General features: G+C 42.8%; 25 protein-coding genes and 1 riboswitch. Of the genes, 6 read left to right on the forward strand and 19 right to left on the reverse strand.

Features of this window, described 5'->3' with window-relative positions; all coding sequences use genetic code 11:
- Nucleotides 1-8: 8 nt before the first annotated feature.
- The 10 genes from fabZ to QS39_RS00125 form a co-directional block, all read right to left on the reverse strand.
- The gene (fabZ, locus tag QS39_RS00080; protein WP_000565509.1) at nt 9-431 is read right to left on the reverse strand and encodes a 3-hydroxyacyl-ACP dehydratase FabZ; all 423 of its coding nucleotides are present in this window, start codon (nt 429-431) and stop codon (nt 9-11) included.
- On the reverse strand, nt 428-913 hold the full coding sequence (accB, locus tag QS39_RS00085; RefSeq protein WP_077804256.1) for an acetyl-CoA carboxylase biotin carboxyl carrier protein: 486 nt from the start codon (nt 911-913) through the stop codon (nt 428-430). Before accB ends, fabZ begins: the two co-directional genes overlap by 4 nt.
- Before the next feature lie 2 nt (nt 914-915).
- On the reverse strand, nt 916-2,151 hold the full coding sequence (gene fabF, locus QS39_RS00090) for a beta-ketoacyl-ACP synthase II (protein ID WP_077804257.1): 1,236 nt from the start codon (nt 2,149-2,151) through the stop codon (nt 916-918).
- A 21-nt stretch (nt 2,152-2,172) separates the two neighbouring features.
- The gene (gene fabG / locus QS39_RS00095) at nt 2,173-2,904 is read right to left on the reverse strand and encodes a 3-oxoacyl-[acyl-carrier-protein] reductase (RefSeq protein ID WP_077804258.1); all 732 of its coding nucleotides are present in this window, start codon (nt 2,902-2,904) and stop codon (nt 2,173-2,175) included.
- Nucleotides 2,905-2,944: 40 nt separating this feature from the next.
- Nucleotides 2,945-3,868 carry an ACP S-malonyltransferase gene (gene fabD, locus QS39_RS00100; RefSeq protein ID WP_077804259.1) on the reverse strand — a complete coding sequence of 308 codons (924 nt, stop codon included), beginning with the start codon at nt 3,866-3,868 and terminating at the stop codon, nt 2,945-2,947.
- On the reverse strand, nt 3,861-4,835 hold the full coding sequence (gene fabK, locus QS39_RS00105; protein ID WP_023945583.1) for an enoyl-[acyl-carrier-protein] reductase FabK: 975 nt from the start codon (nt 4,833-4,835) through the stop codon (nt 3,861-3,863). Before fabK ends, fabD begins: the two co-directional genes overlap by 8 nt.
- 117 nt (nt 4,836-4,952) lie before the next feature.
- On the reverse strand, nt 4,953-5,177 hold the full coding sequence (locus tag QS39_RS00110) for an acyl carrier protein (RefSeq protein WP_000257838.1): 225 nt from the start codon (nt 5,175-5,177) through the stop codon (nt 4,953-4,955).
- 57 nt (nt 5,178-5,234) lie between these two features.
- Nucleotides 5,235-6,209, reverse strand: a complete 975-nt coding sequence (locus QS39_RS00115; protein ID WP_077804260.1) for a beta-ketoacyl-ACP synthase III — start codon at nt 6,207-6,209, stop codon at nt 5,235-5,237.
- Complete coding sequence (fabT, locus tag QS39_RS00120; RefSeq protein WP_000386357.1) at nt 6,209-6,643, reverse strand: fatty acid biosynthesis transcriptional regulator FabT; 435 nt, start codon at nt 6,641-6,643, stop codon at nt 6,209-6,211. The genes QS39_RS00115 and fabT overlap by 1 nt, the downstream gene beginning before the upstream one ends.
- 91 nt (nt 6,644-6,734) lie before the next feature.
- On the reverse strand, nt 6,735-7,520 hold the full coding sequence (locus QS39_RS00125; RefSeq protein WP_077804261.1) for an enoyl-CoA hydratase: 786 nt from the start codon (nt 7,518-7,520) through the stop codon (nt 6,735-6,737).
- A gap of 315 nt (nt 7,521-7,835) precedes the next feature.
- On the opposite strand from QS39_RS00125, the gene QS39_RS00135 reads away from it, so the two are divergent.
- The 3 genes from QS39_RS00135 (at nt 7,836) to serS (ending at nt 11,062) form a co-directional block, all read left to right on the forward strand.
- On the forward strand, nt 7,836-9,200 hold the full coding sequence (locus tag QS39_RS00135) for an aspartate kinase (protein ID WP_049538809.1): 1,365 nt from the start codon (nt 7,836-7,838) through the stop codon (nt 9,198-9,200).
- Nucleotides 9,201-9,202: 2 nt separating this feature from the next.
- Complete coding sequence (locus tag QS39_RS00140; protein WP_020901044.1) at nt 9,203-9,574, forward strand: DUF956 family protein; 372 nt, start codon at nt 9,203-9,205, stop codon at nt 9,572-9,574.
- A gap of 213 nt (nt 9,575-9,787) precedes the next feature.
- Nucleotides 9,788-11,062, forward strand: a complete 1,275-nt coding sequence (gene serS / locus QS39_RS00145; RefSeq protein WP_033686469.1) for a serine--tRNA ligase — start codon at nt 9,788-9,790, stop codon at nt 11,060-11,062.
- A 24-nt stretch (nt 11,063-11,086) separates the two neighbouring features.
- Here serS and QS39_RS00150 read toward each other — a convergent pair whose 3' ends face one another.
- From QS39_RS00150 to zapA, 6 genes are all read right to left on the reverse strand, one after another.
- Nucleotides 11,087-11,986 (reverse strand): TDT family transporter, encoded by a 900-nt coding sequence (locus QS39_RS00150; protein WP_077804263.1) that lies wholly within the window; start codon nt 11,984-11,986, stop codon nt 11,087-11,089.
- 108 nt (nt 11,987-12,094) lie between these two features.
- Nucleotides 12,095-12,643, reverse strand: a complete 549-nt coding sequence (locus QS39_RS00155) for a carboxymuconolactone decarboxylase family protein (protein ID WP_077805493.1) — start codon at nt 12,641-12,643, stop codon at nt 12,095-12,097.
- A gap of 131 nt (nt 12,644-12,774) precedes the next feature.
- Complete coding sequence (locus QS39_RS00160) at nt 12,775-14,097, reverse strand: alanine/glycine:cation symporter family protein (protein ID WP_077804264.1); 1,323 nt, start codon at nt 14,095-14,097, stop codon at nt 12,775-12,777.
- Between the two features lie 90 nt (nt 14,098-14,187).
- Nucleotides 14,188-14,276, reverse strand: a riboswitch (glycine riboswitch).
- Between the two features lie 163 nt (nt 14,277-14,439).
- A complete protein-coding gene (locus tag QS39_RS00165; protein WP_077804265.1) occupies nt 14,440-16,776 on the reverse strand; it encodes an endonuclease MutS2 in 2,337 nt (778 codons plus the stop codon).
- 102 nt (nt 16,777-16,878) lie between these two features.
- Nucleotides 16,879-17,427 carry a CvpA family protein gene (locus tag QS39_RS00170; RefSeq protein WP_077804266.1) on the reverse strand — a complete coding sequence of 183 codons (549 nt, stop codon included), beginning with the start codon at nt 17,425-17,427 and terminating at the stop codon, nt 16,879-16,881.
- A complete protein-coding gene (gene zapA / locus QS39_RS00175; protein ID WP_000002019.1) occupies nt 17,424-17,726 on the reverse strand; it encodes a cell division protein ZapA in 303 nt (100 codons plus the stop codon). The genes QS39_RS00170 and zapA overlap by 4 nt, the downstream gene beginning before the upstream one ends.
- Nucleotides 17,727-17,812: 86 nt before the next feature.
- On the opposite strand from zapA, the gene rnhC reads away from it, so the two are divergent.
- The 3 genes from rnhC to recD2 all read left to right on the forward strand — a co-directional run bounded on the left by rnhC (nt 17,813) and on the right by recD2 (nt 21,958).
- On the forward strand, nt 17,813-18,694 hold the full coding sequence (rnhC, locus tag QS39_RS00180) for a ribonuclease HIII (protein WP_077804267.1): 882 nt from the start codon (nt 17,813-17,815) through the stop codon (nt 18,692-18,694).
- Nucleotides 18,695-18,697: 3 nt separating this feature from the next.
- A complete protein-coding gene (lepB, locus tag QS39_RS00185; protein ID WP_001083986.1) occupies nt 18,698-19,312 on the forward strand; it encodes a signal peptidase I in 615 nt (204 codons plus the stop codon).
- Between the two features lie 279 nt (nt 19,313-19,591).
- Entirely contained in the window at nt 19,592-21,958 is a 2,367-nt protein-coding gene (gene recD2 / locus QS39_RS00195; protein WP_077804268.1) for an SF1B family DNA helicase RecD2, read from the forward strand.
- A 151-nt stretch (nt 21,959-22,109) separates the two neighbouring features.
- On the opposite strand, the gene tig is transcribed toward recD2, so the two are convergent.
- The 3 genes from tig to QS39_RS00210 form a co-directional block, all read right to left on the reverse strand.
- Nucleotides 22,110-23,393, reverse strand: coding sequence for a trigger factor (tig, locus tag QS39_RS00200; RefSeq protein ID WP_000116487.1), 1,284 nt, complete (start codon nt 23,391-23,393; stop codon nt 22,110-22,112).
- A gap of 83 nt (nt 23,394-23,476) precedes the next feature.
- Complete coding sequence (locus tag QS39_RS00205; RefSeq protein ID WP_077804269.1) at nt 23,477-24,142, reverse strand: DNA alkylation repair protein; 666 nt, start codon at nt 24,140-24,142, stop codon at nt 23,477-23,479.
- Nucleotides 24,143-24,775, reverse strand: coding sequence for a response regulator transcription factor (locus QS39_RS00210; protein ID WP_077804270.1), 633 nt, complete (start codon nt 24,773-24,775; stop codon nt 24,143-24,145).
- Between the last annotated feature and the right edge of the window lie 7 nt (nt 24,776-24,782).

Genomic DNA, 24,782 nt, shown 5'->3' on the forward strand with positions numbered 1-24,782 from the left:
GAACCTCCTTAGTTCCCTATTGCAAAGGTAAGAGTACCACTAGCTGCAAGCTTGCCATCCACTTCAGCCTTTGCTTCAACCACAGCTATTGTGCCACGACGTTTTACAAACGTTGCCGTCATAAGCAATTGGTCGCCTGGTACAACTTGCTTCTTGAACTTAACCTTGTCCATACCAGCGTAAAAGACCAGTTTCCCTTTATTTTCAGGTTTTGATAACTCCAAGACACCAGCTGTTTGCGCCAAGGCTTCCATAATCAGAACACCTGGCATAACTGGATATTGAGGAAAATGACCATTGAAAAAGGGCTCGTTAATGGTCACATTTTTGATAGCAACAATGGTATCCTCGCTCACTTCCAAGACACGATCCACTAGGAGCATAGGATAACGGTGGGGAAGGGCTTCTTTGATTCCTTGAATATCGATCATTTGATACGTACCAATCCTTTACCAAACTCAACCATTTCTTCGTTAGAAACGAGAATTTCCGTTACCACACCATCCTTAGGAGCTGGAATTTCATTCATGACTTTCATGGCTTCGATAATCACCAATGTTTGGCCTTTTTTGACACTATCACCAACTGTTACAAAGGCAGGTTTATCTGGGCCAGCAGCCAAGTAAGCCACTCCAACAAGTGGACTCTCTATAAGATCTCCCTCAGCATCCACACTTGCTTCTGCTGGTGACGAAGTTTCTTCCACTACAGTTTCTACTGGAGCAGATGTAGGAGCTACTGGACTTGGTGTTGCTAGAACGGATGCTGGAGCTACTTGAGCTGCGACTTCAGGCACATGTCTCGCTTCATTCTTGCTAAACTGCAACTCATCCGTCCCATTCTTATAAGAAAATTCTCTCAAACTTGACTGGTCAAATTGAGCCATCAAGTCTTTAATATCGTTTAAATTCATACTTATTTATTCTCCCAACGTTTGAAAGCAAGAACGGCATTGTGGCCACCAAAACCAAAAGTATTTGAAATAGCGTATGGAATTTCTTGCTCCAAGCCTTGTCCATAAACGACATTGGCTTCGATATAATCTGATACTTCACTTGTTCCAGCTGTCATTGGTACAAAGTTATGACGCATGGCTTCGATTGTGACGATAGCTTCTACCGCGCCTGCAGCCCCCAGCAAATGTCCTGTGAAAGACTTGGTTGATGATACAGGTACTTCCTTACCAAGAACAGCTACGATTGCACCACTTTCTCCTTTTTCATTAGCAGGAGTTGACGTTCCGTGAGCATTGACATAGGCTACTTGCTCTGGAGAAATCTCTGCTTCTTCCAAGGCTAGTTTGATGGCCTTGATAGCTCCCTGACCTTCTGGATGTGGTGAAGTCATGTGGTAGGCATCACAAGTATTTCCGTAACCAACCACTTCAGCAAGGATAGTAGCCCCACGTTTTTCAGCGTGTTCCAGACTTTCAAGAACCAACATTCCTGAACCTTCACCCATGACAAAACCATTACGGTCCTTATCAAATGGGATGGAAGCACGACTTGGATCCTCTGTAGTTGAGAGAGCAGTTAGGGCTTGAAAACCGGCGATGGCAAAAGGTGTGATAGAGGCTTCTGAACCACCTACCAACATAACGTCTTGGAAACCAAATTTAATTGATCGGAAGGCATCCCCAATCGCGTCATTTGATGAAGCGCAGGCAGTATTGATGGATTTACAAACACCGTTTGCTCCAAAACGCATAGCAACATTTCCTGAAGCCATATTTGGCAAGGCTTTTGGAAGGGTCAATGGTTTCACACGTTTTGGTCCTTTGTCATTTAGGCGAAGAACTTGATCTTCAATTTCTTTGATTCCACCAATACCAGAGGCCACAATAACACCAAAACGATCTTTATCAAGAGCCTCTACATCTAACTTGGCATGATTAACGGCTTCTTGAGCCGCATACAAGGCATACAAAGAGTAGTTATCAAAACGATTTGTATCTTTCTTTACAAAGTATTTATCAAAAGGAAAATCTTGGATTTCTGCTGCATTATGCACATCGAAGTTACTATGATCAAATTTTGTAATTTGACCAATTCCGATTTTTCCAGTTGTCAAACTATTCCAAAATTCTTCTGGTGTATTTCCGATTGGAGATGTTACTCCATAACCTGTTACTACTACGCGATTTAGTTTCATCTTTTTTACCCCTAGCTTCTGCTACATACTGAGGCCGCCATCAATGGCAACCACTTGACCAGTTAGATAATCTTGGCCTGCTAAAAATACTGTTAAATCTGCAACCTGCTCTGCCTGCCCAAATTCTTTCATAGGAATTTGCGCCAGCATGACATCTTTTACCTTGTCTGATAGGACCGCTGTCATATCGGATTCAATCATTCCAGGTGCAATAGCATTAACTCTGATATTGCGATTAGCCACTTCACGCGCCACAGACTTGGTAAAACCAATCAAACCAGCCTTAGAAGCTGCATAGTTAGCTTGACCGATATTTCCCATCAAGCCAACAACACTAGACATATTAATGATAGCACCTTCTCTGGCTTTCATCATCGGTTTCAAGACTGATTGTGTCATGTTAAAGGCACCGGTCAAATTAACCTTGAGAACTTTTTCAAAATCCGCTTCTGTCATCTTGAGCATCAGGGTATCTTGGGTAATTCCTGCATTGTTAACCAAAACATCTACTGAACCCAGCTCTGCAATAGCTTGATCAACCATACGCTTAGCGTCTGCAAAATCTGACACGTCTCCTGAAATAGGAACCACCTTGACACCATAGTTTAAAAACTCAGCGAGCAATTCTTCTGAGATTGCCCCACGACTGTTTAAAACAATATTGGCTCCTGCTTGAGCAAACTTGTGGGCAATAGCAAGACCAATTCCACGACTCGAACCTGTAATAAAGATATTTTTATTTTTAAGTTGCATTCTTTTCTCCTGTTTCCTCTTGTATTTATGGGAGAAGGGATTACTTGTTTTCTAGCAAAGTTTCCAAACTAGCCTGATCTTCAACATTGGCTAGTTTAGCTGTCTTATCAATTTTTTTGACAAAACCTGACAAGACTTTCCCCGGTCCAATCTCGATAAAGTTGGTTACGCCTGCTTCTTGCATGGCCGCAATACTTTCATAGAAACGAACTGGTTCTTTGACCTGACGCGTCAAGAGTTGAGCAATGTCTTCTTTTTGCATAACTGCAGCTTCTGTATTGCCGACTAGGGGACAAGTAAAATCTGAAAAACTTACCTGAGCTAGAGTTTCAGCTAGTTTCTGACTAGCAGACTCAAGGAGAGCGGTATGAAAAGGCCCTGAAACCTTAAGAGGAATCAAGCGTTTAGCTCCTGCTTCCTGCAAGAGTTCAACAGCTCGATCAACTGCAACCACTTCTCCACCAATCACGATTTGTGCAGGTGTATTATAGTTGGCTGGGGTAACCACTCCAAGTTCAGAAGCTTTTTGACATGCTTCTTCAATAACCTCTACTGGTGTATTGAGAACTGCTACCATCTTACCAGATCCAGCAGGAGCCGCTTCTTCCATATAGGCTCCACGCTTAGCAACCAAGGCTACCGCATCTTCAAAATCCAAAGCACCGCTGGCCACCAAGGCAGAATATTCTCCAAGGGACAAACCAGCAACCATATCAGGCTGATAGCCTTTTTCTTGTAATAAACGGTAGATAGCAACCGAAGTTGCTAGAATGGCTGGTTGGGTATAGCGGGTCTGATTGAGTTTGTCTTCTTCCGTATCGATGAGATGACGCAAATCATAACCAAGTACCTGACTCGCTTGATCAATCGTTTCTTTGACAATAGGGTAGTGATCATAGAGATCCCGTCCCATACCTAGATACTGGGCACCTTGACCAGCAAATAAAAAGGCTGTTTTAGTCATTTCTTACAACTCCTGCCCAACGAGAGGCTTCTTCTTGAATTTTCTTAGCTGCTCCGTAATACAAATCTTTTAGGATTTCTTCAACGGTTTCTTCTTTGGAAACAAGCCCTGCGATCTGACCTGCCATGACAGATCCACCATCCACATCTCCGTGAACAACTGCTTTGGCTAGTGCACCTGCTCCCATTTGTTCAAAGATTTCCAAATCAGGATTTTCTTGTTTAAAGGCATCTTTCTCAGCTTTTTCAAAATCACGAGTCAATTGGTTTTTAATAGCTCGAACTGCATGCCCAAAGTGTTGAGCTGAAATCGTAGTATCAATATCTCTAGCTTTTAAAATTTTCGCCTTATAATTTGGATGGGCATTAGACTCTTTTGCAACGACAAAGCGAGTTCCAACCTGAACAGCCTCTGCACCTAGCATAAATCCAGCCGCAGCACCTTCACCATCTGCAATCCCTCCTGCAGCAATAACAGGAATAGATACAGCTGCCACCACTTGACGCACCAAGGTCATAGTTGTTAATTTACCGATATGCCCCCCAGCTTCCATTCCTTCTGCAATAACAGCGTCCGCACCAATTTTTTCCATGCGTTTAGCTAGGGCAACACTTGGTACAACAGGAATGACTGTAATCCCAGCTTCATGGAAGCGTTCCATGTATTTGCCAGGATTTCCTGCGCCTGTTGTCACTACCTTAACCCCCTCCTCGATAACGAGGTCTACAATATCTTCCACAAAGGGAGACAAGAGCATGATGTTGACACCAAAGGGTTTATCAGTCAATGATTTGATCTTGTCAATATTTGCCTTGACAACTTCTTTAGGGGCATTCCCCCCACCGATAATGCCTAGTCCCCCAGCCTTGGAAACAGCCCCTGCCAAATCACCATCAGCGACCCAAGCCATTCCTCCTTGAAAAATAGGATAATCAATATTCAATAATTCTGTAATACGCGTTTTCATAGTGCCTCCATCAGTTCTTGCTTACGTAATAGTTCGATACTGTCATAATTTGACAATCAAACTATTGCCTAAACAAGAGGGAGCGGGTTTCCCTACTCCTTCTATCTTATATTCTGCTTATTTTGTTTGCTCTTCAACGTAGGCAACCAAGTCACCAACTGTTTTCAAGTCATCTTCTGCTTCGATTTGGATATCAAAAGCATCTTCGATTTCTGAGATTACTTGGAACAAGTCCAATGAATCTGCGTCCAAATCATCAAAAGTTGATTCAAGTGTTACTTCTGATGCGTCTTTCCCAAGTTCTTCAACGATAATTTCTTGTACTTTTTCAAATACTGCCATGATAGGACTCCTTTAAAATAAATAGTTTTTATAACAATGTGTTCACCACATGATTACCTAGATTGTAAGAATGAGCGTGCCCCAGGTCAAGCCTCCACCGAAGCCTGATAGCAGAACCGTCTGGCTACCATCTAAAGGGATGAGACCTTGTTCTACACACTCTGAAAGTAAAATCGGGATACTGGCTGCACTGGTATTGCCATATTCCATCATATTGGCTGGAAGTTTGTCTCGTTCGACACCAATTTTTTTAGCCATTTTATCCAAGATACGGTCATTAGCCTGATGAAGTAGTAGATAATCCAAGTCTGTCGCCTCTACAGGAGATTCTTCAATAGTTTGTTTGATAGACTTGGCTACATCCCGAATGGCAAAATCAAAAACTGCGCGTCCATCCATCTTCAAAAATGAATCTGCACTTTCTTGATCTGAAAATGGAGAATGTAACCCTGAATGTCCATAGGTCAGACACTCGCTGCGACTTCCATCGCTATTGAGACTCTCTGCCAAGAAATGCTCTTGCTCACTAGCTTCTAACAAGACACCACCAGCACCATCTCCAAACAAAACAGCTGTTGATCGGTCTGACCAATCGACTGCTTTAGAGAGGGTTTCACTACCAATCACCAAGCCTTTTTGAAAACGACCAGAAGAGATAAACTTTTCAGCAGTTGACAATGCAAATACAAATCCACTACAAGCAGCTGTTAGGTCAAAAGCAAAGGCCTTATTAGCACCAATATTAGCTTGGACACGAGCAGCTGTAGAGGGCATCATCGAATCTGGAGTGATGGTAGCTAGGATGATAAAATCCAACTCTTCCCCTGTGATTCCAGCTTTTGTCATCAGTTTCTTAGCAACCTCTGTAGCCAAATCACTGGTAGATTCTGTTCTTGAAATATGCCTTTGTCGTATTCCCGTCCGACTTGAAATCCACTCATCATTGGTATCCATAATCTGGGCTAAATCATGATTTGTAACCACTTGCTCTGGCACATAATGAGCAACCTGGCTTATTTTTGCAAAAGCCATTATTTCAAATCCTCCAAAAATTGATAAAGTTTAGTCAAACCTTTGCCCATAACTTCAGTTTCTTCCTTACTCATACCGTCGATAATATTTTCGACCATAGCCTTGTGGAAGCGTTTATGTAGTCTATGAACCAAGCGACCCTTCTTTGTCAAATGTAGATGCACCACACGACGATCCTGCTCTGAGCGAATGCGTTCAATGTAACCCTTTCGTTCAAGATTATTCAGACTCGTCGTAACCGTCCCAAGAGTCACCATCAACTCTTTTGACACTTGACTTGGCGTCACATCTGGGAATTTTCCAATTACATCGATTGTATGGACTTCTTTGATGGAGATATCCTTGAAACGACTACCCCTCAAGCTAACTTCCTCGATGACGAGGACATTGTTAAATATAGATGTTAAATATTCATTAATTCGTTGGTAGTCCAATCTCTTTTCCCTCCTTTTCAAAAAACTTTCACAATCAAAACATTTGACAAAAAAATTATATCAAACTTCAAAGAACAGTGCAAGTATTTTTTTATTTTCCTGTAAATTTAGGTCTTCTTCGCTCTGAATGAGCCCGAACTCCTTCTTTAAAATCCTCTGTTTGAGCTAGAGACTCTTGGAGATTCAATTCCAATGTAGCATAATCTTGCCAATCTTTAAATTGACTCTCCCAAACCAACTTCTTAATGGCTGCATAGGAATTGCTTGAACCACGTCTTAATTTTTTAAGGAGCTGTTCTCTCGTTTTTTCAAGTTTATCAGCTTCACAGACGCGGTAAACCAGCCCCCACTCTAAAGCTTTGTCTGCTGTTAAAGCTTCTCCTGTCATGGCTAATTGAGCAGCACGCGTCACACCAATACTACGACTCAAGAGGTGAATCCCACCCGCATCAGGAGCCAAACCAACCCCAACAAAGGCTTGGATAAACTTAGCTTTATCCGTTGCAAGACAGAAATCTGCAGCAACAGCCATATTGGCTGCGGCACCTGCAACAGCTCCATCAACCTCAATCAAAACAGGTTTACCTATTTGCTTGATTTTATAAGAAATAGCATTGACCAACTCTGCGATTTTCGTCAATGATGGAATATCATCCTCATCCACTGCTCGCTTCATCTCTACCAAATCTCCCCCAACGGAGAAAACTTTTCCATTAGCATTAATCAAGATAAAATGCACAGCCGGATCCTCTTCTGCCAAAGTCAGAGCTTCTAAAATCTCCTCACACATAGGGATATGAAAACCATTCGCGACCTCAGGACGATTCAAGGTAAGGATTGCCAAGTCCTCATCAAGCTGATAAATAATGTGTTCCATCTGGACTCCTTTTTATTTTATAAGCAGTTTATACTCTTCGAAAATCAAATTCAAACCACGTCAGCTTCGCCTTGCCGTACTCAAGTACTGTCTACGGCTAGCTTCCTAGTTTGCTCTTTGATTTTCATTGAGTATTAAATTATTTTATTTTCAAAGTATATCTTTTTTAAAACTTGAAAGCAAGGAAAAATCGGCTAAAAGTGTCTCAGCTGATAATACAGGCTCCCTTTAATGTAGAAAGCATCTTATTTTCTTCATTGAAAAAAGGCTTTCTTTCTGCTATAATCGTATAAAATACTTACTTTAGGAGTTCTTATGAAAGTTGTTAAATTTGGAGGTAGCTCTCTTGCCTCTGCTAGTCAATTAGAAAAAGTTTTAAACATCGTCAAAAGCGATTCAGAGCGTCGTTTTGTAGTCGTTTCTGCCCCTGGTAAACGCAATGCTGAAGATACTAAGGTTACGGATGCCTTGATTAAATACTACCGCGACTATGTTGCTGGTAACGATATTAGCAAGAGCCAAAACTGGATTATCGACCGCTATGCTGCTATGGTTAGTGAACTAGGTCTTAAACCAGCTGTTTTAGAAAAAATCTCTAAAAGCATTCGTGCCTTGGCCACTCTTCCTATTGAAGAGAATGAATTTCTCTACGATACCTTCCTAGCAGCCGGTGAGAATAACAATGCTAAATTGATCGCAGCCTACTTTAATCAAAATGGGATCGATGCACGCTATGTTCACCCTAGAGAAGCTGGTATTGTGGTCACAAGTGAACCTGGTCACGCTCGCATCATTCCATCAAGTTATGACAAGATTGAAGAATTGACAAATGCAAATGAAGTCCTTGTCATTCCTGGTTTCTTTGGAGTTACCAAGGAAAATCAAATCTGTACCTTCTCACGTGGAGGATCAGACATTACAGGTTCTATCATTGCTGCCGGTGTTAAGGCCGACCTCTATGAAAACTTTACAGACGTTGATGGTATCTTTGCAGCCCACCCTGGTATTATCCACCAGCCACACTCAATCCCTGAGTTGACCTACCGTGAAATGCGTGAGTTGGCCTATGCAGGATTCTCAGTCCTTCATGACGAAGCCCTTCTTCCTGCCTACCGTGGAAAAATCCCTCTCGTTATCAAGAATACCAACAATCCTGACCATCCAGGTACTCGTATCGTTCTAAAACACAGTAGTGATGAATTCCCAGTTGTGGGAATTGCTGGTGACTCAGGCTTTGTCAGCATTAATATGTCTAAATACCTCATGAACCGTGAGGTTGGATTTGGACGCAAGGTTCTTCAAATCCTTGAAGACCTTAACATCGGTTGGGAACATATGCCAACAGGTATCGACGATCTTTCTATCATCCTCCGTTCTCGTGAACTAACTCCTATCAAGGAAGAAGAAATCCTTCGTCAGTTGGTTCAAAAGGCTGAAGTAGACCATGCAGAAATCGAACACGACCTTTCTATCATTATGATTGTTGGAGAAAAAATGAAGAGCCATATCGGAGTAACTGCTACTGCGACACGTGCTCTATCTGAAAATAAGATCAACATCCAGATGATGTCTCAAGGTTCTAGTGAAGTATCTATTATGTTTGTTGTCCATAAGGACCAAGAGAAAGCAGCTATTAAAGCCCTCTACAATGCCTTTTTCGGTGAAAGTAAGGAAGACTAAGCATGGCTCAATCACTTAACAAAACAGTGCTCCTCAATACGACAGGCACCTCCTACCTCTCTATAGCTGGGAAAGTTGGGAAATTCCTTGTCGGAGATCAGGCTTTGGAATTTTACCCAGATGTCAATGTCGAACAATTTATCCAGATTCCTTGGAGCCATATCAACCAAATTGGAGCTAATGTTACTGGTCGCAAAATCAGTCGCCACTTCGAAGTCTTTACAGACAAAGGAAAATTCCTCTTTGCCTCAAAAGACTCGGGTGCCATTCTTAAAATTGCTCGCGAAAAACTAGGCAATGACAAGGTCGTCAAACTTCCTACCCTGATTCAGACAATTAGCCAAAAATTTAAAAATCTATTTGCAAAAAAGTAGAAACTTTAGTATAATCATAGCAACGGATAAGTAGGTTATCTTCTTCTTTCAGAAAGTCTGCGGATGCTGCGAGCAGATAGGAGGGATAGGTGAAATTCTACCGTTAGTAACAATTACATACACAATCAAGTGCACACCTGTGAAGTTGGATGGAACCGTGGCCCTGCCACTCCAACGCTTTGTCAGGTGTGCTTTTTTCATAAAGGAGTTCTTATGTTAGATATCAAACGTATTCGTACAGACTTTGATGCTGTCGCAGAAAAATTGGCTACACGTGGTGTAGATGCTGCTGTCTTGAATGAGATGAAAGAAATCGATGCTAAACGTCGTGACATCTTAGTCAAGGTTGAAACTCTCAAAGCAGAACGAAACACAGTTTCTGCTGAGATTGCCCAAGCCAAACGCAACAAGGAAAATGCAGATGACAAGATTGCTGCTATGCAAACCCTATCTGCTGAAGTCAAAGCCTTGGATGCTGAATTGGCAGAAATCGATGCTAAATTGACAGAATTTACCACTACTCTTCCAAATATTCCAGCTGATAGCGTTCCTGTTGGGGCTGACGAAGATGACAATGTGGAAGTTCGTCGTTGGGGCACTCCACGCGAGTTCGATTTCGAGCCAAAAGCTCACTGGGATCTTGGTGAAGACCTTGGCATCCTTGACTGGGAACGCGGTGGTAAGGTAACAGGAGCTCGCTTCCTCTTCTATAAAGGCCTCGGTGCTCGTTTGGAACGTGCTATCTACAACTTTATGTTGGATGAACATGGAAAGGAAGGCTATACGGAAGTCATCACGCCTTACATGGTTAACCACGACTCTATGTTTGGTACTGGTCAATATCCAAAATTCAAGGAAGATACTTTTGAACTCAGCGACAGCAATTATGTCCTTATTCCTACAGCTGAGGTTCCCCTAACAAACTACTACCGTGATGAAATCCTGGACGGTAAAGACCTGCCAATCTACTTCACTGCTATGAGCCCATCATTCCGATCTGAGGCTGGTTCAGCTGGCCGTGATACTCGTGGCTTGATTCGTTTGCACCAATTCCACAAGGTTGAAATGGTCAAATTTGCCAAACCAGAAGAATCTTACGAAGAATTGGAAAAAATGACAGCCAACGCTGAAAACATTCTTCAAAAACTTAACCTTCCATACCGTGTCGTTGCTCTCTCTACTGGAGATATGGGCTTCTCAGCTGCTAAAACTTACGACTTGGAAGTTTGGATTCCAGCACAAAATACCTACCGTGAAATCTCAAGTTGTTCAAATACAGAAGATTTCCAAGCCCGTCGTGCCCAAATCCGTTACCGTGATGAAGCTGATGGCAAGGTGAAATTGCTCCATACCCTGAACGGTTCTGGACTTGCAGTTGGACGTACAGTGGCTGCTATTCTTGAAAACTACCAAAATGCAGATGGTTCTGTGACCATCCCAGAAGCACTTCGTCCATACATGGGTGGAGCTGAAGTTATCAAACCATAAAAAATAAGGTTTAGCTATTTCTAGCTAGACCTTTTTTCGTAACCAATTCAGATAAGCGCCTAATACAAAGAGCAAAATGATTAGGCAAATAACAGTTTCAGCCACTACCAAATAATCCAAAAATGGAAATTTCAAGATTCCCTGAGCCATCTTAAGCGAAGTAGCTGTGATAATGGTCGGGAAGGTGAGGGCTGAGAAGGCTGGTTGAAAACCTTGTTTTAAAATATTGGGCAGACGAGTCAAAACAAAGAAAAAGAAGGATTGGGAAGCCAAGACCATGACAATCAAGACCCAAGTCGGTAGGCTAGCTCCTCCAACTCGAACTAGAGAAGCCAAGAGTAGAGAGAAAGGAGCACAGTAGATTCCTTCTTGCCCAAGCAAGGCTACTGGGAGTGCATGTTTCTTTAAATCACTATAAATAAGCGGGTAGAGATAGAAGGTCAAGAGAAAACCAAAACTCAAGGTCGCATAGGCAATCTCGATAATACCTACCAGTGGATAAGTCAAGGCTGCCACTGCTATTCCCACATAGAGAACCGTCCAGCTAGGAGTGGAATGAACCCTCCGCCCTGGACAAGCAAACTTGATGGTAAAACCAGCAATCAGGGCCAAATCCAAGAGAAATGAAAACCACCAGAGTCCTTGCGCTAGCAAAGGAAGATGAGGGAACACGCGAAAGACATAAGTCGATAAAATCATCCCAGCCATAGGAAAGGTGGCCATTCCTGACAAAAGTGGAGGCTTGGTCAATTCTTGCTTGGTTTCCTTCCAATTAAAGAGATGCAAAATCAGAAAGTAAATCCATAAAACCAAGCCTGATAAACTCAGTATATGTGACAGAACTGGCAACGTATCTAAAATAAGATTTCCAGCTCCTGCTAAACCTAGCAAACAACCAGAAAATACCAAGGGGAGTTTTTTCATCCTAACCTCCAATAATCATGTTAGTTTCAGTATAGCATAAAAGCGCTTAAATGAGGGGATAAAAAATGAAGTCCGTTGATTTCAGACTTCATTTTACTCAGATATGAATTAAGCATAAGGTTGCAATTCTGGGTTAATTGGTGTATTAGCTAGATTGTTGGCATAGTTACAGAGGCTTGCTAGGCTGACACCAAGAACCACATCCAAGGCATTTTGTTGGGTGTAGCCAGCTTCTAAAAACTCAGACAAGGCTTCATCTCCTACACGACCCTTGGTATTGATAACTGCCAAGGTAAACTTAGCTAGGGTGTCTAATTTAGGATCTGTTTCAATTGGAGTACGATTGCGAAGGGCTTGAAGCAGATCATCATTCATCTGGATTTGTTTGATTGAAAAGGCTGTGTGACCTGCGACACAGAAGGCACAACCATTGGTCACAGCTGCCGTGATTTGCACCACTTCACGCTCAACGGGTGTCAGACTATTGCGACGGTTGATAGCTCCGACAGTTCTGTAGGCTTCTAGGGCAGTAGGTGCATTAGCCAAGAGTCCGATTAGATTGGGAATAAAGCCATTGTTGTCTTTTTCTACTGTTTCAAGAACTTCTTTCACTTCTGCTGGTGCTGATTCTACTGTATGAATTGTAAATGCTGTCATCATAAAACCTCTTTTCATGTTGTTGAAATCTAGTCTATCACAGATTCTATACCGTGTATAATATATATTTTAAATTGCACCGATAGAAATTTTTTATGAAAGCAAAAAATCACACGCAATGTGTGATTCCATTATTTATTAAAATACTTTTTAGTCTCAGCAATAACAACTGGTGATAAAACTAAGAGGGCAATCAAGTTTGGTAAAGCCATCAAAGCGTTGACAATATCTGCGATAATCCAAACCATATCCAACTCGATAAATCCTCCCAACAGGACCATGAGCACAAAGACCACACGGTAGAGCCAGATAAAGCGAACCCCAAAGAGAAACTCGAAACAGCGTTCTCCGTAATAGTTCCAACCTAGAATCGTTGTAAAGGCAAAGAGAACAAGGAAGATTGTTAAGAGGGCAGGTCCAAAGTGTGAAAAGACTGTTGAGAAGGCTGACTGAGTCAAGGCAACTCCATTCAAATCACCACTCCAAACACCAGTTACCAAGATGGTCAAACCAGTCAGCGTACAGATAATGAGGGTGTCTATAAAGGTTCCTGTCATGGAAATCAAACCTTGCTCTACTGGTTCGTTTGTCTTAGCTGCAGCAGCTGCAATAGGAGCTGAACCTAGACCAGACTCATTTGAAAACACACCACGAGCTACACCATTTTGAATAGCCATCCGAATGCTAGCACCGGCAAATCCACCTATCGCAGCAACAGGACTAAATGCTGATGTCAAGATTAAAACGATTGTGGCAGGGATTTTTTCGATATTAAAGAAAATAACTGTAAGAGTTCCCAAAATATAAATGATAGCCATAAAAGGAACAACGGTAGTTGAAACCTTTGAAATGGACTTGAGCCCGCCAAAGACTGCAATTGCTACAAAGACAGACAAAACAAGAGCTGTGATGGCTGGCGAAATAGTCGTTGTATTCTGGATAGATTCTGTAATCGAGTTGACTTGGGTAAAGGTCCCGATTCCCAATAAAGCTACTAGAACACCTGCCAGGGCAAAGAAGATGGCAAGTGGTCGCCACTTTTCTCCCATCCCTAGAAGAATATAGTGCATGGGACCTCCCGCCACTGCACCATGGTCATCCTTGGTGCGGTATTTGATAGCTAACAGTCCCTCCGCATACTTAGTAGCCATTCCAAAGAAAGCAGCCATCCACATCCAAAAGAGAGCTCCTGGTCCACCAACCTTGATAGCCGTCGCCACCCCGATAATATTTCCCGTACCAACTGTCGCTGCTAGGGCTGTACACAAGGCCGCAAAGCTGGATACATCTCCATGCCCCTTATCCTTGGTAAAAATAAGCTGAAAGGCCTTGGGCAGACGCAAAACCTGCAAGAGGCCTAGACGGGCAGTTAGGTAAATCCCTGTTCCGACCAATAAAATCAAGAGGGGTGGGCCCCAAGCAAAAGCATCAATTGATTTAAGCAATTCTAACATTTCCTTCTCCTATCTTTTCAACCCCAAAAGAAAGAGCACATGCAAGATACATGTACTCTGGAATGCTTAGATAAATGCTAAAAAGCGGTCTATCCTAGCTCTGTCCTTTTACCTGAGAGTTTGAGCAGTTACCTGCCTTGCCCCTTCGGTGCCTTTACGGTCTCTCCAGAGTTCCGTCCATTTACAGTCATGGAAAATCAAACGATTCCCCACTTCTATTAAACTTCATTCGGTGTTGGTATTTAATTGATTCTTATTTTACAAAAAATGTTGTCTTTTGTCAATGTGTTTATTAGTAAAAATTAGTTCAACAGTTTTTACTTTATAAAGCCCGGAATACTTCTATCCTTTAAAAGTGACAATAGTCGCACCACTGCCTCCAGCATTTTGTGGGGCATAGCCAAAACTCTTGATATGCTTGTTTCTTTGTAGGTATTTGGTGACACCTTCACGGATGACACCTGTTCCGATACCATGGATGATATCAACTTGAGCCATATTATTAAGCAAGGCTTGGTCGATAAAGGCATCTAGCTCATTCATAGCTTCTTCATAGCGTTTACCTCGAAGATCCAGTCTGGCTTGAGGGCCTCGGCCAGATGTCCGTTTCACAACATTGACTTGTTTCTTCTTGACTGGTTTTTCTTGCTGAGCTTGAACAAGGTCAAATTCTTTCTCTTCCAAGGTCATCTTGATTAAACCAACTTGGGCTTCCCAACGGCCGTCCTTGAGTTGACTGGTCAAGGTACCACGCTGGCCATAACTGAGAACCACGATATCATCTCCCACCTTTGGAGCTCGTTTTTTCTTAGCTTTTTGAAGGACCTTATTTTTAGACAAGTCCACTTTTTCAGGAGCTAATTTTTTCAGCTTGGCCTTGGCTTCAATGATTTCGTGGGGCTTGAGTTGAGATTTACTGTGGAGATTTTTGAGAATCTGGTCACTTTCACTTAGGGCCATGTCCACAATCTCAGCAGCCTGTTCACGCGCCTTATTAAGCTCGGTTTCCTTTTCACGATTGAGCTCGTTGTAGAGTTTTTTAAGCGCACGATTTATCTTGAGATTTTCTTGCTCCACCTCACGGATATTGTCCAAGCGTTTACGGCTTTCCAGCGTCTGCTCTTCCAGTTGCTCAATGATCCGGTTGACGTCATTGTCCTGATCTACCTGCTGGCTGGCATCCCCTACGATAACTTCAGATAGGCCCAGACGTTTGGCAATTTCGAAGGCATTGCTTCGGCCAGGAACACCCTGCATAAAGCGATAAGTCGGGCGAAGAGTTGCAGTATCAAACTCCATGCTGGCATTTTGCACAAAGGCTGTCTCAATACCGTAGGCCTTGAGTTCCGGATAGTGAGTTGTAGCCATAGTCTTAACTTGACGCAGGCGAAGGTCCTCCAGAATAGCCATGGCAAGGGCGGCTCCCTCTTGAGGATCTGTACCAGCCCCCAACTCATCCAAGAGCAAGAGCGAATGCTGGTTGACCTCGCCAAGAATATCCACAATATTGGTCATGTGGCTAGAGAAGGTAGACAAGCTCTGCTCAATAGACTGCTCATCGCCAATATCGGCAAAGATTTCTTCAAAAATACCAACACGACTTCCCTTGTCTGCTAAAATCGGCAAACCAGACTGAGCCATAACCTGCGTCAAGCCCAGAGTTTTGAGCATGATAGTCTTACCACCAGTATTGGGACCTGTAATGACAATGGCTGTTAAATCTTGACCAAAATGGACATCATTTGCGACGGCATTTTTGACCAGAGGATGGCAGACATGGAGCAGTTGAATCTCTTGATTTTCTGATAGCTGAGGAACGACTGCTTGCCTCTCTTGGATAAAGCGGACCTTGGCACGAATCAAGTCCAGATGGCCGATAATCCAAGCATCATTGGCAATCTCATCCGCATGAGGGCGAACACGCTCAGAAATTTCTTGGAGAATGCGAAGCATTTCATAGCGCTCATCTGCTCGCAGACTAGCGATTTCTTCGCTCAGTTTGACCACCTCACGGGGTTCGATATAGACGGTGTTTCCGCTGGCAGAAATATCATGAACAACACCTGCAATCTTATTACGGTAAGTGTTTTTGACAGGTAGAACCTGACGGCCATTTCTGCTGGCAACAATCCCTTCTGTCAACATCTGCGCTTTTTGCTTGAGCAGGTCCTGTAAAACATCGCGGACCTGACTCTCGCTATCATGGATTTTCCTACGGATGCGCGCCAATTCTTCACTGGCAAAATTTTCAATGAAACCTGCATCATTAAAGGCTTGGAGATTTCCTTGTAATTGCGGAAAATCGTGTAATTTCTCAAACCAAAGGGATAATTCTTCCAAGCTGACATTTTCCAGATTAGCATAAAAACTTTGCATTTCTCGACTGGCAAGAAGCACGCGCTTCAAGAGGAGGAACTCCTCGATATTGAGATCCGCCCCCATCTCCAACCGCTTGCAGACTCCTGCAATTTCCTTAGTTGCGAGAATGGTAAAATGCGGTTGCTCGACAAAGAGAGCCTGCATTTCCTTCATCTCAGCAAAAGCCTGTTTGATTTTATCTGCTTTGGCAGTCGGAGTCAGCTGTCTCAATTGCTCCAAGCCCTGCTCGGTCAACAAATGGGGTTCAAACAAGGCCTTGACCTTATTGAACTCTAATGTTTCTAATATTTTCTTATTCATCTTTATTTCCTTGTCTTTGAATGTCTAGGTGTGGTAGCTTTTTACATTCTGATAGATTCTAGTCAATCTGTAAACAAAGGGCTAGGAAAACTCCTGCCCTTTTTATCCGATTAAATTTGTCACCCAGATTTGTTTGAGCCAACTGGTTGTTACCGGTATACTCTGGATGATGTGTTTTGCGACGATACTCTTTTCAAGAGGATTTTGTATAGCTGCCATGGGGATGGTCGCCAAGATGGTCAAGGCCATTTGCAAGACAAATAAGGTCACCAACATGGACAAGATACCCGCTGAAACTTGAAACAACTTGCCACCCAGTTTTTTACTAGGAAGTAAGTGTAATAGGAGACCAAGCAAACGACCGATGCTATAGACTATCCCAAATACAAGCAAGTAGCCGATCCCTGCGTAAAAGACCTTATCCAACTGAAAGAGTTGATCCGATGGGAAAAAGAAAGTTCCCTGACCTTCCTTCGGATTTGCATAAGGGAGTAATAAATGGAATTGTTCTCCAAGCCCCTTATAAAACTGGCCAGCTACAAAAGCAGATGCCATGGCTGAAATCAGGTAATAAACCTGTAAGAGCAGGCCTCTCCGATAGCCGATATAAAATCCCCAAGCCAAGACCAATAGAAGAAGGATTGAAATCATAAGGAATCCTCAATCTTGCTCTGTTCTTGCTTGCAAGTCACAAGCTTGTGACGGAGTTCTTCTAGCTCTTGTTCCTTATCATCAAATTCAATCTCACGGCTGAGCTGAGTTGATAAACAGTTGACCGCCAACAAAAGAGCGATTGTTTCATCGTCTGCGCTAGGCATTTGTTCTTTAATTGCTTGGTATTTTTCTGTCGCAACCTTAGCGATTTCCTCCATAAAGAGATTATCATGTTCGCTTGTCAAGGTTAATGATTTTTTCCCGAATGTAAATTTGAATCGATTTAGATTTGCCATAAAATTCACCTCACGATATTATACCAAAATTCGCTAACTTTGTCAGTTTTTACAAATTTGCCTGCTTTTGTGGTACAATAGAAACTATGGCAAGTATAACACTCACACCAAGTGAAAAGGAGATTCAGGCTTTCCTTGAACACTATCAAAGCAGTCTGGCTCCCAGTAAGAATCCCTATATCCGCTACTTTTTGCGACTACCTCAGGCAACGGTTTCTATCTATACTTCTGGAAAGGTTTTGCTTCAGGGTGAAGAAGCTGAGAAGTACGCCTGTTTCTTTGGCTATCAAGTTGTAGAGGAAACCAGCGGACAAAATCTTCCTTTAATTGGGACAGATGAGGTGGGAAATGGTTCCTACTTTGGTGGGCTTGCAGTTGTGGCTTCCTTTGTCACACCTGACCAGCACGACTTTTTACGAAAACTCGGTGTGGGGGATTCTAAGACTCTGACCGACCAAAAGATTCGTCAGATTGCCCCTATCCTCAAGGAAAAAATCCAGCACCAGGCACTGCTTCTCTCACCAAGCAAGTACAACGAGGTCATCGGAGACCGCTACAATGCTGTTTCGGTTAAGGTTGCTCTCCATAACCAGGCTATCTATCTCCTTCTTCAAAAAGGCATTCAGCCTGAGAAAATTGTGATTGATGCCTTTACCAGTGCTAAAAATTATGACAAGTACTTGGCACAAGAGGCCAATCGTTTCGGCAATCCGATCAGCTTAGAAGAAAAGGCTGAGGGCAAATACTTGGCTGTCGCAGTTTCTTCTATCATTGCGCGTGACCTCTTTCTGGAAAATCTAGAAAATCTAGGACGAGAACTGGGCTATCAACTTCCAAGTGGAGCTGGAACGGCTTCTGATAAGGTAGCTAGCCAGATTTTACAAGCCTATGGTATGCAGGGACTCAATTTCTGCGCCAAATTGCACTTTAAAAATACTGAAAAAGCGAAAAAACGCTTAGAAAGGTAAATTATGAATTCATTTAAAAATTTCCTAAAAGAGTGGGGATTGTTCCTCCTGATTCTGTCATTACTAGCTTTGAGCCGTATCTTTTTTTGGAGTAATGTCCGCGTAGAAGGGCATTCCATGGATCCTACCCTAGCGGATGGCGAAATTCTCTTTGTCGTTAAGCACCTCCCTATTGACCGTTTTGATATCGTGGTGGCCCATGAGGAAGATGGCAATAAGGACATCGTCAAGCGCGTGATCGGAATGCCTGGCGACACCATCCGTTACGAAAACGATAAACTTTACATCAATGATAAAGAGACGGATGAGCCTTACCTAGCTGACTACATCAAACGTTTCAAGGATGATAAACTCCAAAGCACCTACTCAGGCAAGGGCTTTGAAGGAAATAAAGGCACTTTCTTTAGAAGTATCGCTCAAAAAGCCCAAGCCTTCACAGTTGATGTCAACTACAATACCAACTTTAGCTTTACTGTCCCAGAAGGTGAATACCTTCTCCTTGGAGACGACCGCTTGGTTTCGAGCGACAGCCGCCACGTAGGTACCTTCAAAGCAAAAGATATCACAGGGGAAGCTAAATTCCGCTTCTGGCCAATCACCCGTATCGGAACATTTTAAGAAATCGAAGAGGCCGAGAATCACCAATCTCAGCCTCTTCTTCTATCGTGAGAAGATGATTATTCACTATCCAGTTTGATTAAGATAGAAACAAAGTTATACTCAATGAAAATCAAAGAGCAAACTAGGAAGCTAGCCGCAGGTTGCTCAAAGCACTGCTTTGAGGTTGTAGATAGAACTGACGAAGTCAGTAACATATATACGGCAAGGCGAAGCTGACGTGGTTTGAAGAGATTTTCGAAGAGTATTAACTCTCACCTATTTATGCAAAGGAATCTTATGGAAGTTTATTTTTCAGGAACCATTGAACGGATTATTTTTGAAAATCCCAGCAATTTTTATCGTATCCTTCTCCTAGAAATCGACGATACAGACGCAGAGGATTTTGATGATTTTGAAATCATTATCACGGGCACTATGGCTGATGTGATTGAGGGAGAAGAATATACTTTTTGGGGACAAATTGTCCAGCACTCCAAGTATGGAGAACAACTGCAAATCAGCCGGTATGAACGCTCAAAACCAACTAGCAAGGGCTTGGTCAAGTACTTTTCAAGTAGCCATTTCAAGGGAATTGGTCTCAAGACTGCTCAGAAAATCGTCGACACCTATGGCGACAATACCATTGACGAAATTCTGCAACACCCAGAAAAATTAGAAGGCATCTCAGGACTATCTGCCAAAAATCGCGAGGCTTTCATCTCTACTCTCCGCCTCAACTACGGAACGGAGATGGTTTTGGCCAAACTTGCCAACTACGGCATTCCCAACAAACTAGCCTTCCAGATTCAAGACTTTTACAAAGAAGAAACCCTTGATGTGGTTGAAAATTATCCCTACCAACTGGTCGAGGATATCAAGGGTTTGGGCTTTACTATTGCTGACAAATTAGCGGAAGAACTAGGCATCGAAAGTCAGGCTCCTGAGCGCTTCCGTGCCGGTCTAGTTCACAGTCTTTTTCAAGCCTGTATGGAAACAGGGGACACCTATGTTGAAGCACGGGATTTGCTGGAACAAACCCTTACTCTCCTTGAGTCTTCCCGCCCCGTGGAACTGAACCCCAGCCAAGTGGCCCAAGAGCTCTCCTACCTGATTGAAGAAGACAAGGTTCAGCAGATTGATACCAAGATTTTTGACAACAGCCTCTTTTTCGCCGAGGAAGGCATCCGCAGTCACTTGGTTCGTATCCTTGAAAAAGGAAAACAGAAGAGCCAAGATTTAGAAATCATTCAAAAACATATCACTACTGTCGAGGAAAAACTAGGGATTGAGTATGATAGCATTCAAAAACAAGCTATCTGTGATGCTATACAAAACAAGATCTTTATCCTGACAGGTGGGCCTGGTACTGGTAAGACAACGGTTATCAATGGGATCATCGCTGTTTATGCCCTTTTAGAAGGACTTGACCTCAGGAAAAAAAGCAACCTACCTATTCTTCTTGCTGCTCCAACTGGACGAGCCGCTCGGCGCATGAATGAATTGACAGGTTTGCCTAGCGCGACCATACACCGCCACTTGGGAATGACAGGTGACGATGATACCAGTCATCTGGAAGATTATCTGGATGCCGACTTTATCATCGTGGATGAATTTTCCATGGTGGATACTTGGCTGGCCAACCAACTCTTCTCCAACATCTCTTCTAACAGCAAGATCCTCATCGTAGGTGACAGCGACCAGTTGCCTTCTGTCAGCCCTGGACAGGTTCTAGCTGATCTGCTTCATATTCCCTTGATTCCTCAGACTCGCTTGGAAAAAATTTACCGGCAAAGCGAAGAATCAACCATCGTCACCCTAGCTAGTCAAATTCGACAGGGCATCTTGCCAGCTGATTTCACCCAGAAAAAAGCTGACCGTTCCTACTTTGAAATTGCTAGTGGCCATATTCCTGCTACGATTGAGAAAATCTTAGGCGCTGCCCTCAGAAGTGGCATTCCTGCCCGTGATATCCAAGTTCTGGCTCCCATGTACCGAGGGACAGCAGGGATTGATGCCATCAACCAACTCATGCAAGACCTCCTTAATCCACCACAAAAAGACCAACTCAGTTTCGAAGCTCCCCAGTGCCACTATCGCAAGGGAGACAAGGTCATTCATTTAGTCAACGATGCTGAAATCAATGTCTTTAATGGGGATCTAGGAGCTATCACAGACCTGATTCCTGGTAAATATACCGAGTCGAAACAAGACGAGATTGTCATTGATTTTGATGGCAACGAGGTCTCTTACCCACGTAACGAATGGTACAAGATTCGCCTGGCCTATGCCATGAGCATCCATAAATCACAGGGAAGTGAGTTCCCTGTTGTCATCCTACCTATCACTAGTGCTAGTAGGCGTATGCTGGAGCGCAATCTCATCTATACAGCCATTACACGCGCCAAAAGCAAGCTTATTTTACTAGGCGAATTACAGGCCTTCGACTATGCTACTCAACATATCGGAACTGCCCGAAAAACTTATCTGATTGAACGCTTCAGTGATTTATTGGAGAATGTTGAAGAAAAGCAACCAGTTGTCTCTGAAACAGTCACATCAAGTAACTCTGAACAATCCTACATCCTAACCGAAGAAAACTGGGATAGCATCCCCGCCATGATTGGGATTACAGACGCAGACCTCAAAGAGATTTTTGGAAAATAGTACACAAGAAAACCCACCTAATCAGGTGGGTTTTTTGTTTATTAATCTCAATGAAAATCAAAGAGCAAACTAGGAAGATAGCCGCAAGCTGTACTTGAGTACGGTAAGGCGACGCTGACGTGGTTTGAAGAGATTTTTGAAGAGTATAAGATTATTTAACTGTTGCTGTGCTTGTAATCAATTCAACAGCTTTTTTGATTGTGATATCGTGTTTCAACATATCAGCTGAAAGCAAGCTTTGTACTTGTTCAACTTCCATGTTGTAGTCTGCAGCCAATTGCTCAACTTCTTTTTGGATTTCTTCTTCTGAAGCATCAAATCCTTCAGCTTTGGCAACTGCTTCGATAACAAGGTTAGTCTTAGTACGTGACTCAGCTTCTGCTTGATATTGATTGTGAAGGTCTTCTTGAGTAGTTCCAGTGATTTGGAAGTACATGTCAGGGTTGATACCTTGACGTTGCAAGTTTCCAAGGAATTCGTTTACTGAGCGGTGAACTTCTTCGTGAATCATTTCTTCTGGAAGTTCTACGATTTCAGCGTTTTCTACAGCTTTATCAATTGCTGCACCTTCAACTGCATCTTTGTAAGCTTCTTCTTTAGCAGCAGCCAATTCTTTGCGGTATTTTTCTTTCAATTCAGCAAGTGTTTCAACTTCTTCGTCGATGTCTTTTGCAAGTTCATCGTCAAGAGCTGGAACTTCTTTAGCTTTTACTTCATGGATAGTTGTCACGAATTTAGCTTCTTTACCTGCAAGGTCTTCTGCTTGGTAGTCTTCTGGGAATGTTACGATAACATCAACAGTTTCACCAGCTGAGTGACCTACCAATTGGTCTTCGAAACCTGGGATGAATTGACCTGAACCAAGTCCAAGCGAGAAGTTTTCACCTTTTCCGCCATCAAATTCAACACCATCGATAGAACCAACGAAGTCAATGACAACAGTGTCGCCGTTTTCAGCAGCAGCTTCCTTGATAACCAATTCAGCCAAGTTGTTGCGTTCGCGTTCGATACGCTCTTCAACGTCAGCATCAGTTACTTCTTTTTCTACATCTACTGATACTTCAAGGTTTTTGTAGTCACCCAATTTTACTTCAGGTTTTGTAACAACTTCAGCAGTGATAACCCAATCTTGACCTTTTTCCATTGAAGTTACATCAATTTTTGGTTGAGCAACCACTTCAAGACCAGCTTCTTTTACAGCTGCTTCATAAGCGTTTGGCAAAAGAGCGTTCATAACGTCTTGGTAAAGTGATTCTTCACCAAATTTTTTGTCGAAGATAGGGCGTGGAAGGTGACCTTTACGGAAACCTGGAACATTAAGAGATTTCTTCACTGAGTTGAAGACACGGTCCAATTCTGGTTTGATTTGGTCTTGAGAGATAGTGAAAGTCAAGACACCACGGTTTGTTTCTTTGTTTTCAAATGATACAGACATTCTGTCATTTCTCCTTAAAATTTTTTAAATACAGTCTATTATAACATAAATGAGCGACTTTTTTCAAGTAATGAATGTGCTTTTCAATGATGGGAGAGGTACTTGCTCGCTTCTTTGATACTAAGTTCAGCCATTCTTTCCTTGTTTTTCTCAATGAAGCATGCTACCCAAGCTGGATTCGTTTTGGAGTAGTCTCTCAGAGCCCAGCCAATGGCTTTATTGATAAAGAATTCTGTTTGATTCAAATTATGAAACAGAATCTTTTCCAGTAATTGAACATTGGTCTTCTCTTTTCTTAACAACTGGTGGTCAATAGCGACGCGTCTCAACCAGATATTGTCTGACAGGCTCCATTGGAGGATTATTTTTTCCAGTTCCTGCTTCTCATACACCAAACTCCCTACTACTCGATCTAGGATATCTACCGTATCCCACCAAGACTTGGTAACAACCAACTGCTCTAGCTTAGGCAAATCGCTGTCCTTTAGATAAGACTGCATTGCTTTCAAATAATTGGCAGCCACATACTGGTATTCTCTATACTCTTTTTCCCAGCAAGTATCTACAAAATCCCAATCAATAATCTTTGTTTTTTTCGCTTCTGGAAAGTATTTTTTATAGAGTTTATTTCTTTCTGGCGCCGCAACGCCTAGAAAGGAAAATTGATGACGCATATAGGCCTCCATAGGCCCTGCTTTTTTAGGATCTTTTGCTGCTTCTAGCTCCTCAAGTAAATCTGTTAGACTCATCTAAAACTCCTCATGCCCCACCAAGTGGTGCTGAAAGGCATAGACTGCAGCCTGGGTACGATCGCTGACCTCAAGTTTGGCTAGGATATTGGACACATGGGTCTTGACCGTCTTGAGAGAGATAAAAAGTTCGTCTGCGATGCGCTGATTTTCGTAGCCCTTGGCGATGAGTTGGAGAACATCTCGCTCACGCGCAGTCAAGTCCTCATGTAGTTCTATGTGATTGCGGTGGTATTCAACCTTCTTGCTGACCTCTTGCTCAATGGCCAACTCGCCAGCAGCCACCTTACGGACGGCATGAAGCAGTTCGTCTGCACTAGAAGTCTTGAGCATATAGCCTTTGGCACCAGCATTCAAAACCGGCATGATTTTTTCATTGTCCAAGTAAGAAGTCACAATCAATATCTTGGCTTCAGGCCATTCCTTGAGGATAGCCAAAGTTGCATCAATCCCATTCATCTCAGGCATGACAATATCCATAACAATGACATCTGGACGCAATTCCAATGCCAAGTCAATACCTTGAGACCCGTTTGCCGCCTCTCCCACAACTTCTACATCGTCTTGGAGGTCAAAGTAGCTTTTCAAGCCCAATCGAACCATTTCGTGGTCATCTACTAGTAAAATTTTCATCTTTACT

The organism is Streptococcus mitis (assembly GCF_002005545.1).
Lineage (GTDB): Bacteria > Bacillota > Bacilli > Lactobacillales > Streptococcaceae > Streptococcus > Streptococcus mitis_I.

Coding starts and splice junctions, on each gene's coding strand:
- fabZ (WP_000565509.1), bottom strand. CDS start 431: ATGATCGATATTCAAGGAATCAAAGAAGCCCTTCCCCACCGTTATCCT.
- accB (WP_077804256.1), bottom strand. CDS start 913: ATGAATTTAAACGATATTAAAGACTTGATGGCTCAATTTGACCAGTCA.
- fabF (WP_077804257.1), bottom strand. CDS start 2,151: ATGAAACTAAATCGCGTAGTAGTAACAGGTTATGGAGTAACATCTCCA.
- fabG (WP_077804258.1), bottom strand. CDS start 2,904: ATGCAACTTAAAAATAAAAATATCTTTATTACAGGTTCGAGTCGTGGA.
- fabD (WP_077804259.1), bottom strand. CDS start 3,868: ATGACTAAAACAGCCTTTTTATTTGCTGGTCAAGGTGCCCAGTATCTA.
- fabK (WP_023945583.1), bottom strand. CDS start 4,835: ATGAAAACGCGTATTACAGAATTATTGAATATTGATTATCCTATTTTT.
- QS39_RS00110 (WP_000257838.1), bottom strand. CDS start 5,177: ATGGCAGTATTTGAAAAAGTACAAGAAATTATCGTTGAAGAACTTGGG.
- QS39_RS00115 (WP_077804260.1), bottom strand. CDS start 6,209: ATGGCTTTTGCAAAAATAAGCCAGGTTGCTCATTATGTGCCAGAGCAA.
- QS39_RS00125 (WP_077804261.1), bottom strand. CDS start 7,520: ATGGAACACATTATTTATCAGCTTGATGAGGACTTGGCAATCCTTACC.
- QS39_RS00135 (WP_049538809.1), top strand. CDS start 7,836: ATGAAAGTTGTTAAATTTGGAGGTAGCTCTCTTGCCTCTGCTAGTCAA.
- QS39_RS00140 (WP_020901044.1), top strand. CDS start 9,203: ATGGCTCAATCACTTAACAAAACAGTGCTCCTCAATACGACAGGCACC.
- serS (WP_033686469.1), top strand. CDS start 9,788: ATGTTAGATATCAAACGTATTCGTACAGACTTTGATGCTGTCGCAGAA.
- QS39_RS00150 (WP_077804263.1), bottom strand. CDS start 11,986: ATGAAAAAACTCCCCTTGGTATTTTCTGGTTGTTTGCTAGGTTTAGCA.
- QS39_RS00155 (WP_077805493.1), bottom strand. CDS start 12,643: ATGACAGCATTTACAATTCATACAGTAGAATCAGCACCAGCAGAAGTG.
- QS39_RS00160 (WP_077804264.1), bottom strand. CDS start 14,097: ATGTTAGAATTGCTTAAATCAATTGATGCTTTTGCTTGGGGCCCACCC.
- QS39_RS00165 (WP_077804265.1), bottom strand. CDS start 16,776: ATGAATAAGAAAATATTAGAAACATTAGAGTTCAATAAGGTCAAGGCC.
- QS39_RS00170 (WP_077804266.1), bottom strand. CDS start 17,427: ATGATTTCAATCCTTCTTCTATTGGTCTTGGCTTGGGGATTTTATATC.
- zapA (WP_000002019.1), bottom strand. CDS start 17,726: ATGGCAAATCTAAATCGATTCAAATTTACATTCGGGAAAAAATCATTA.
- rnhC (WP_077804267.1), top strand. CDS start 17,813: ATGGCAAGTATAACACTCACACCAAGTGAAAAGGAGATTCAGGCTTTC.
- lepB (WP_001083986.1), top strand. CDS start 18,698: ATGAATTCATTTAAAAATTTCCTAAAAGAGTGGGGATTGTTCCTCCTG.
- recD2 (WP_077804268.1), top strand. CDS start 19,592: ATGGAAGTTTATTTTTCAGGAACCATTGAACGGATTATTTTTGAAAAT.
- tig (WP_000116487.1), bottom strand. CDS start 23,393: ATGTCTGTATCATTTGAAAACAAAGAAACAAACCGTGGTGTCTTGACT.
- QS39_RS00205 (WP_077804269.1), bottom strand. CDS start 24,142: ATGAGTCTAACAGATTTACTTGAGGAGCTAGAAGCAGCAAAAGATCCT.
- QS39_RS00210 (WP_077804270.1), bottom strand. CDS start 24,775: ATGAAAATTTTACTAGTAGATGACCACGAAATGGTTCGATTGGGCTTG.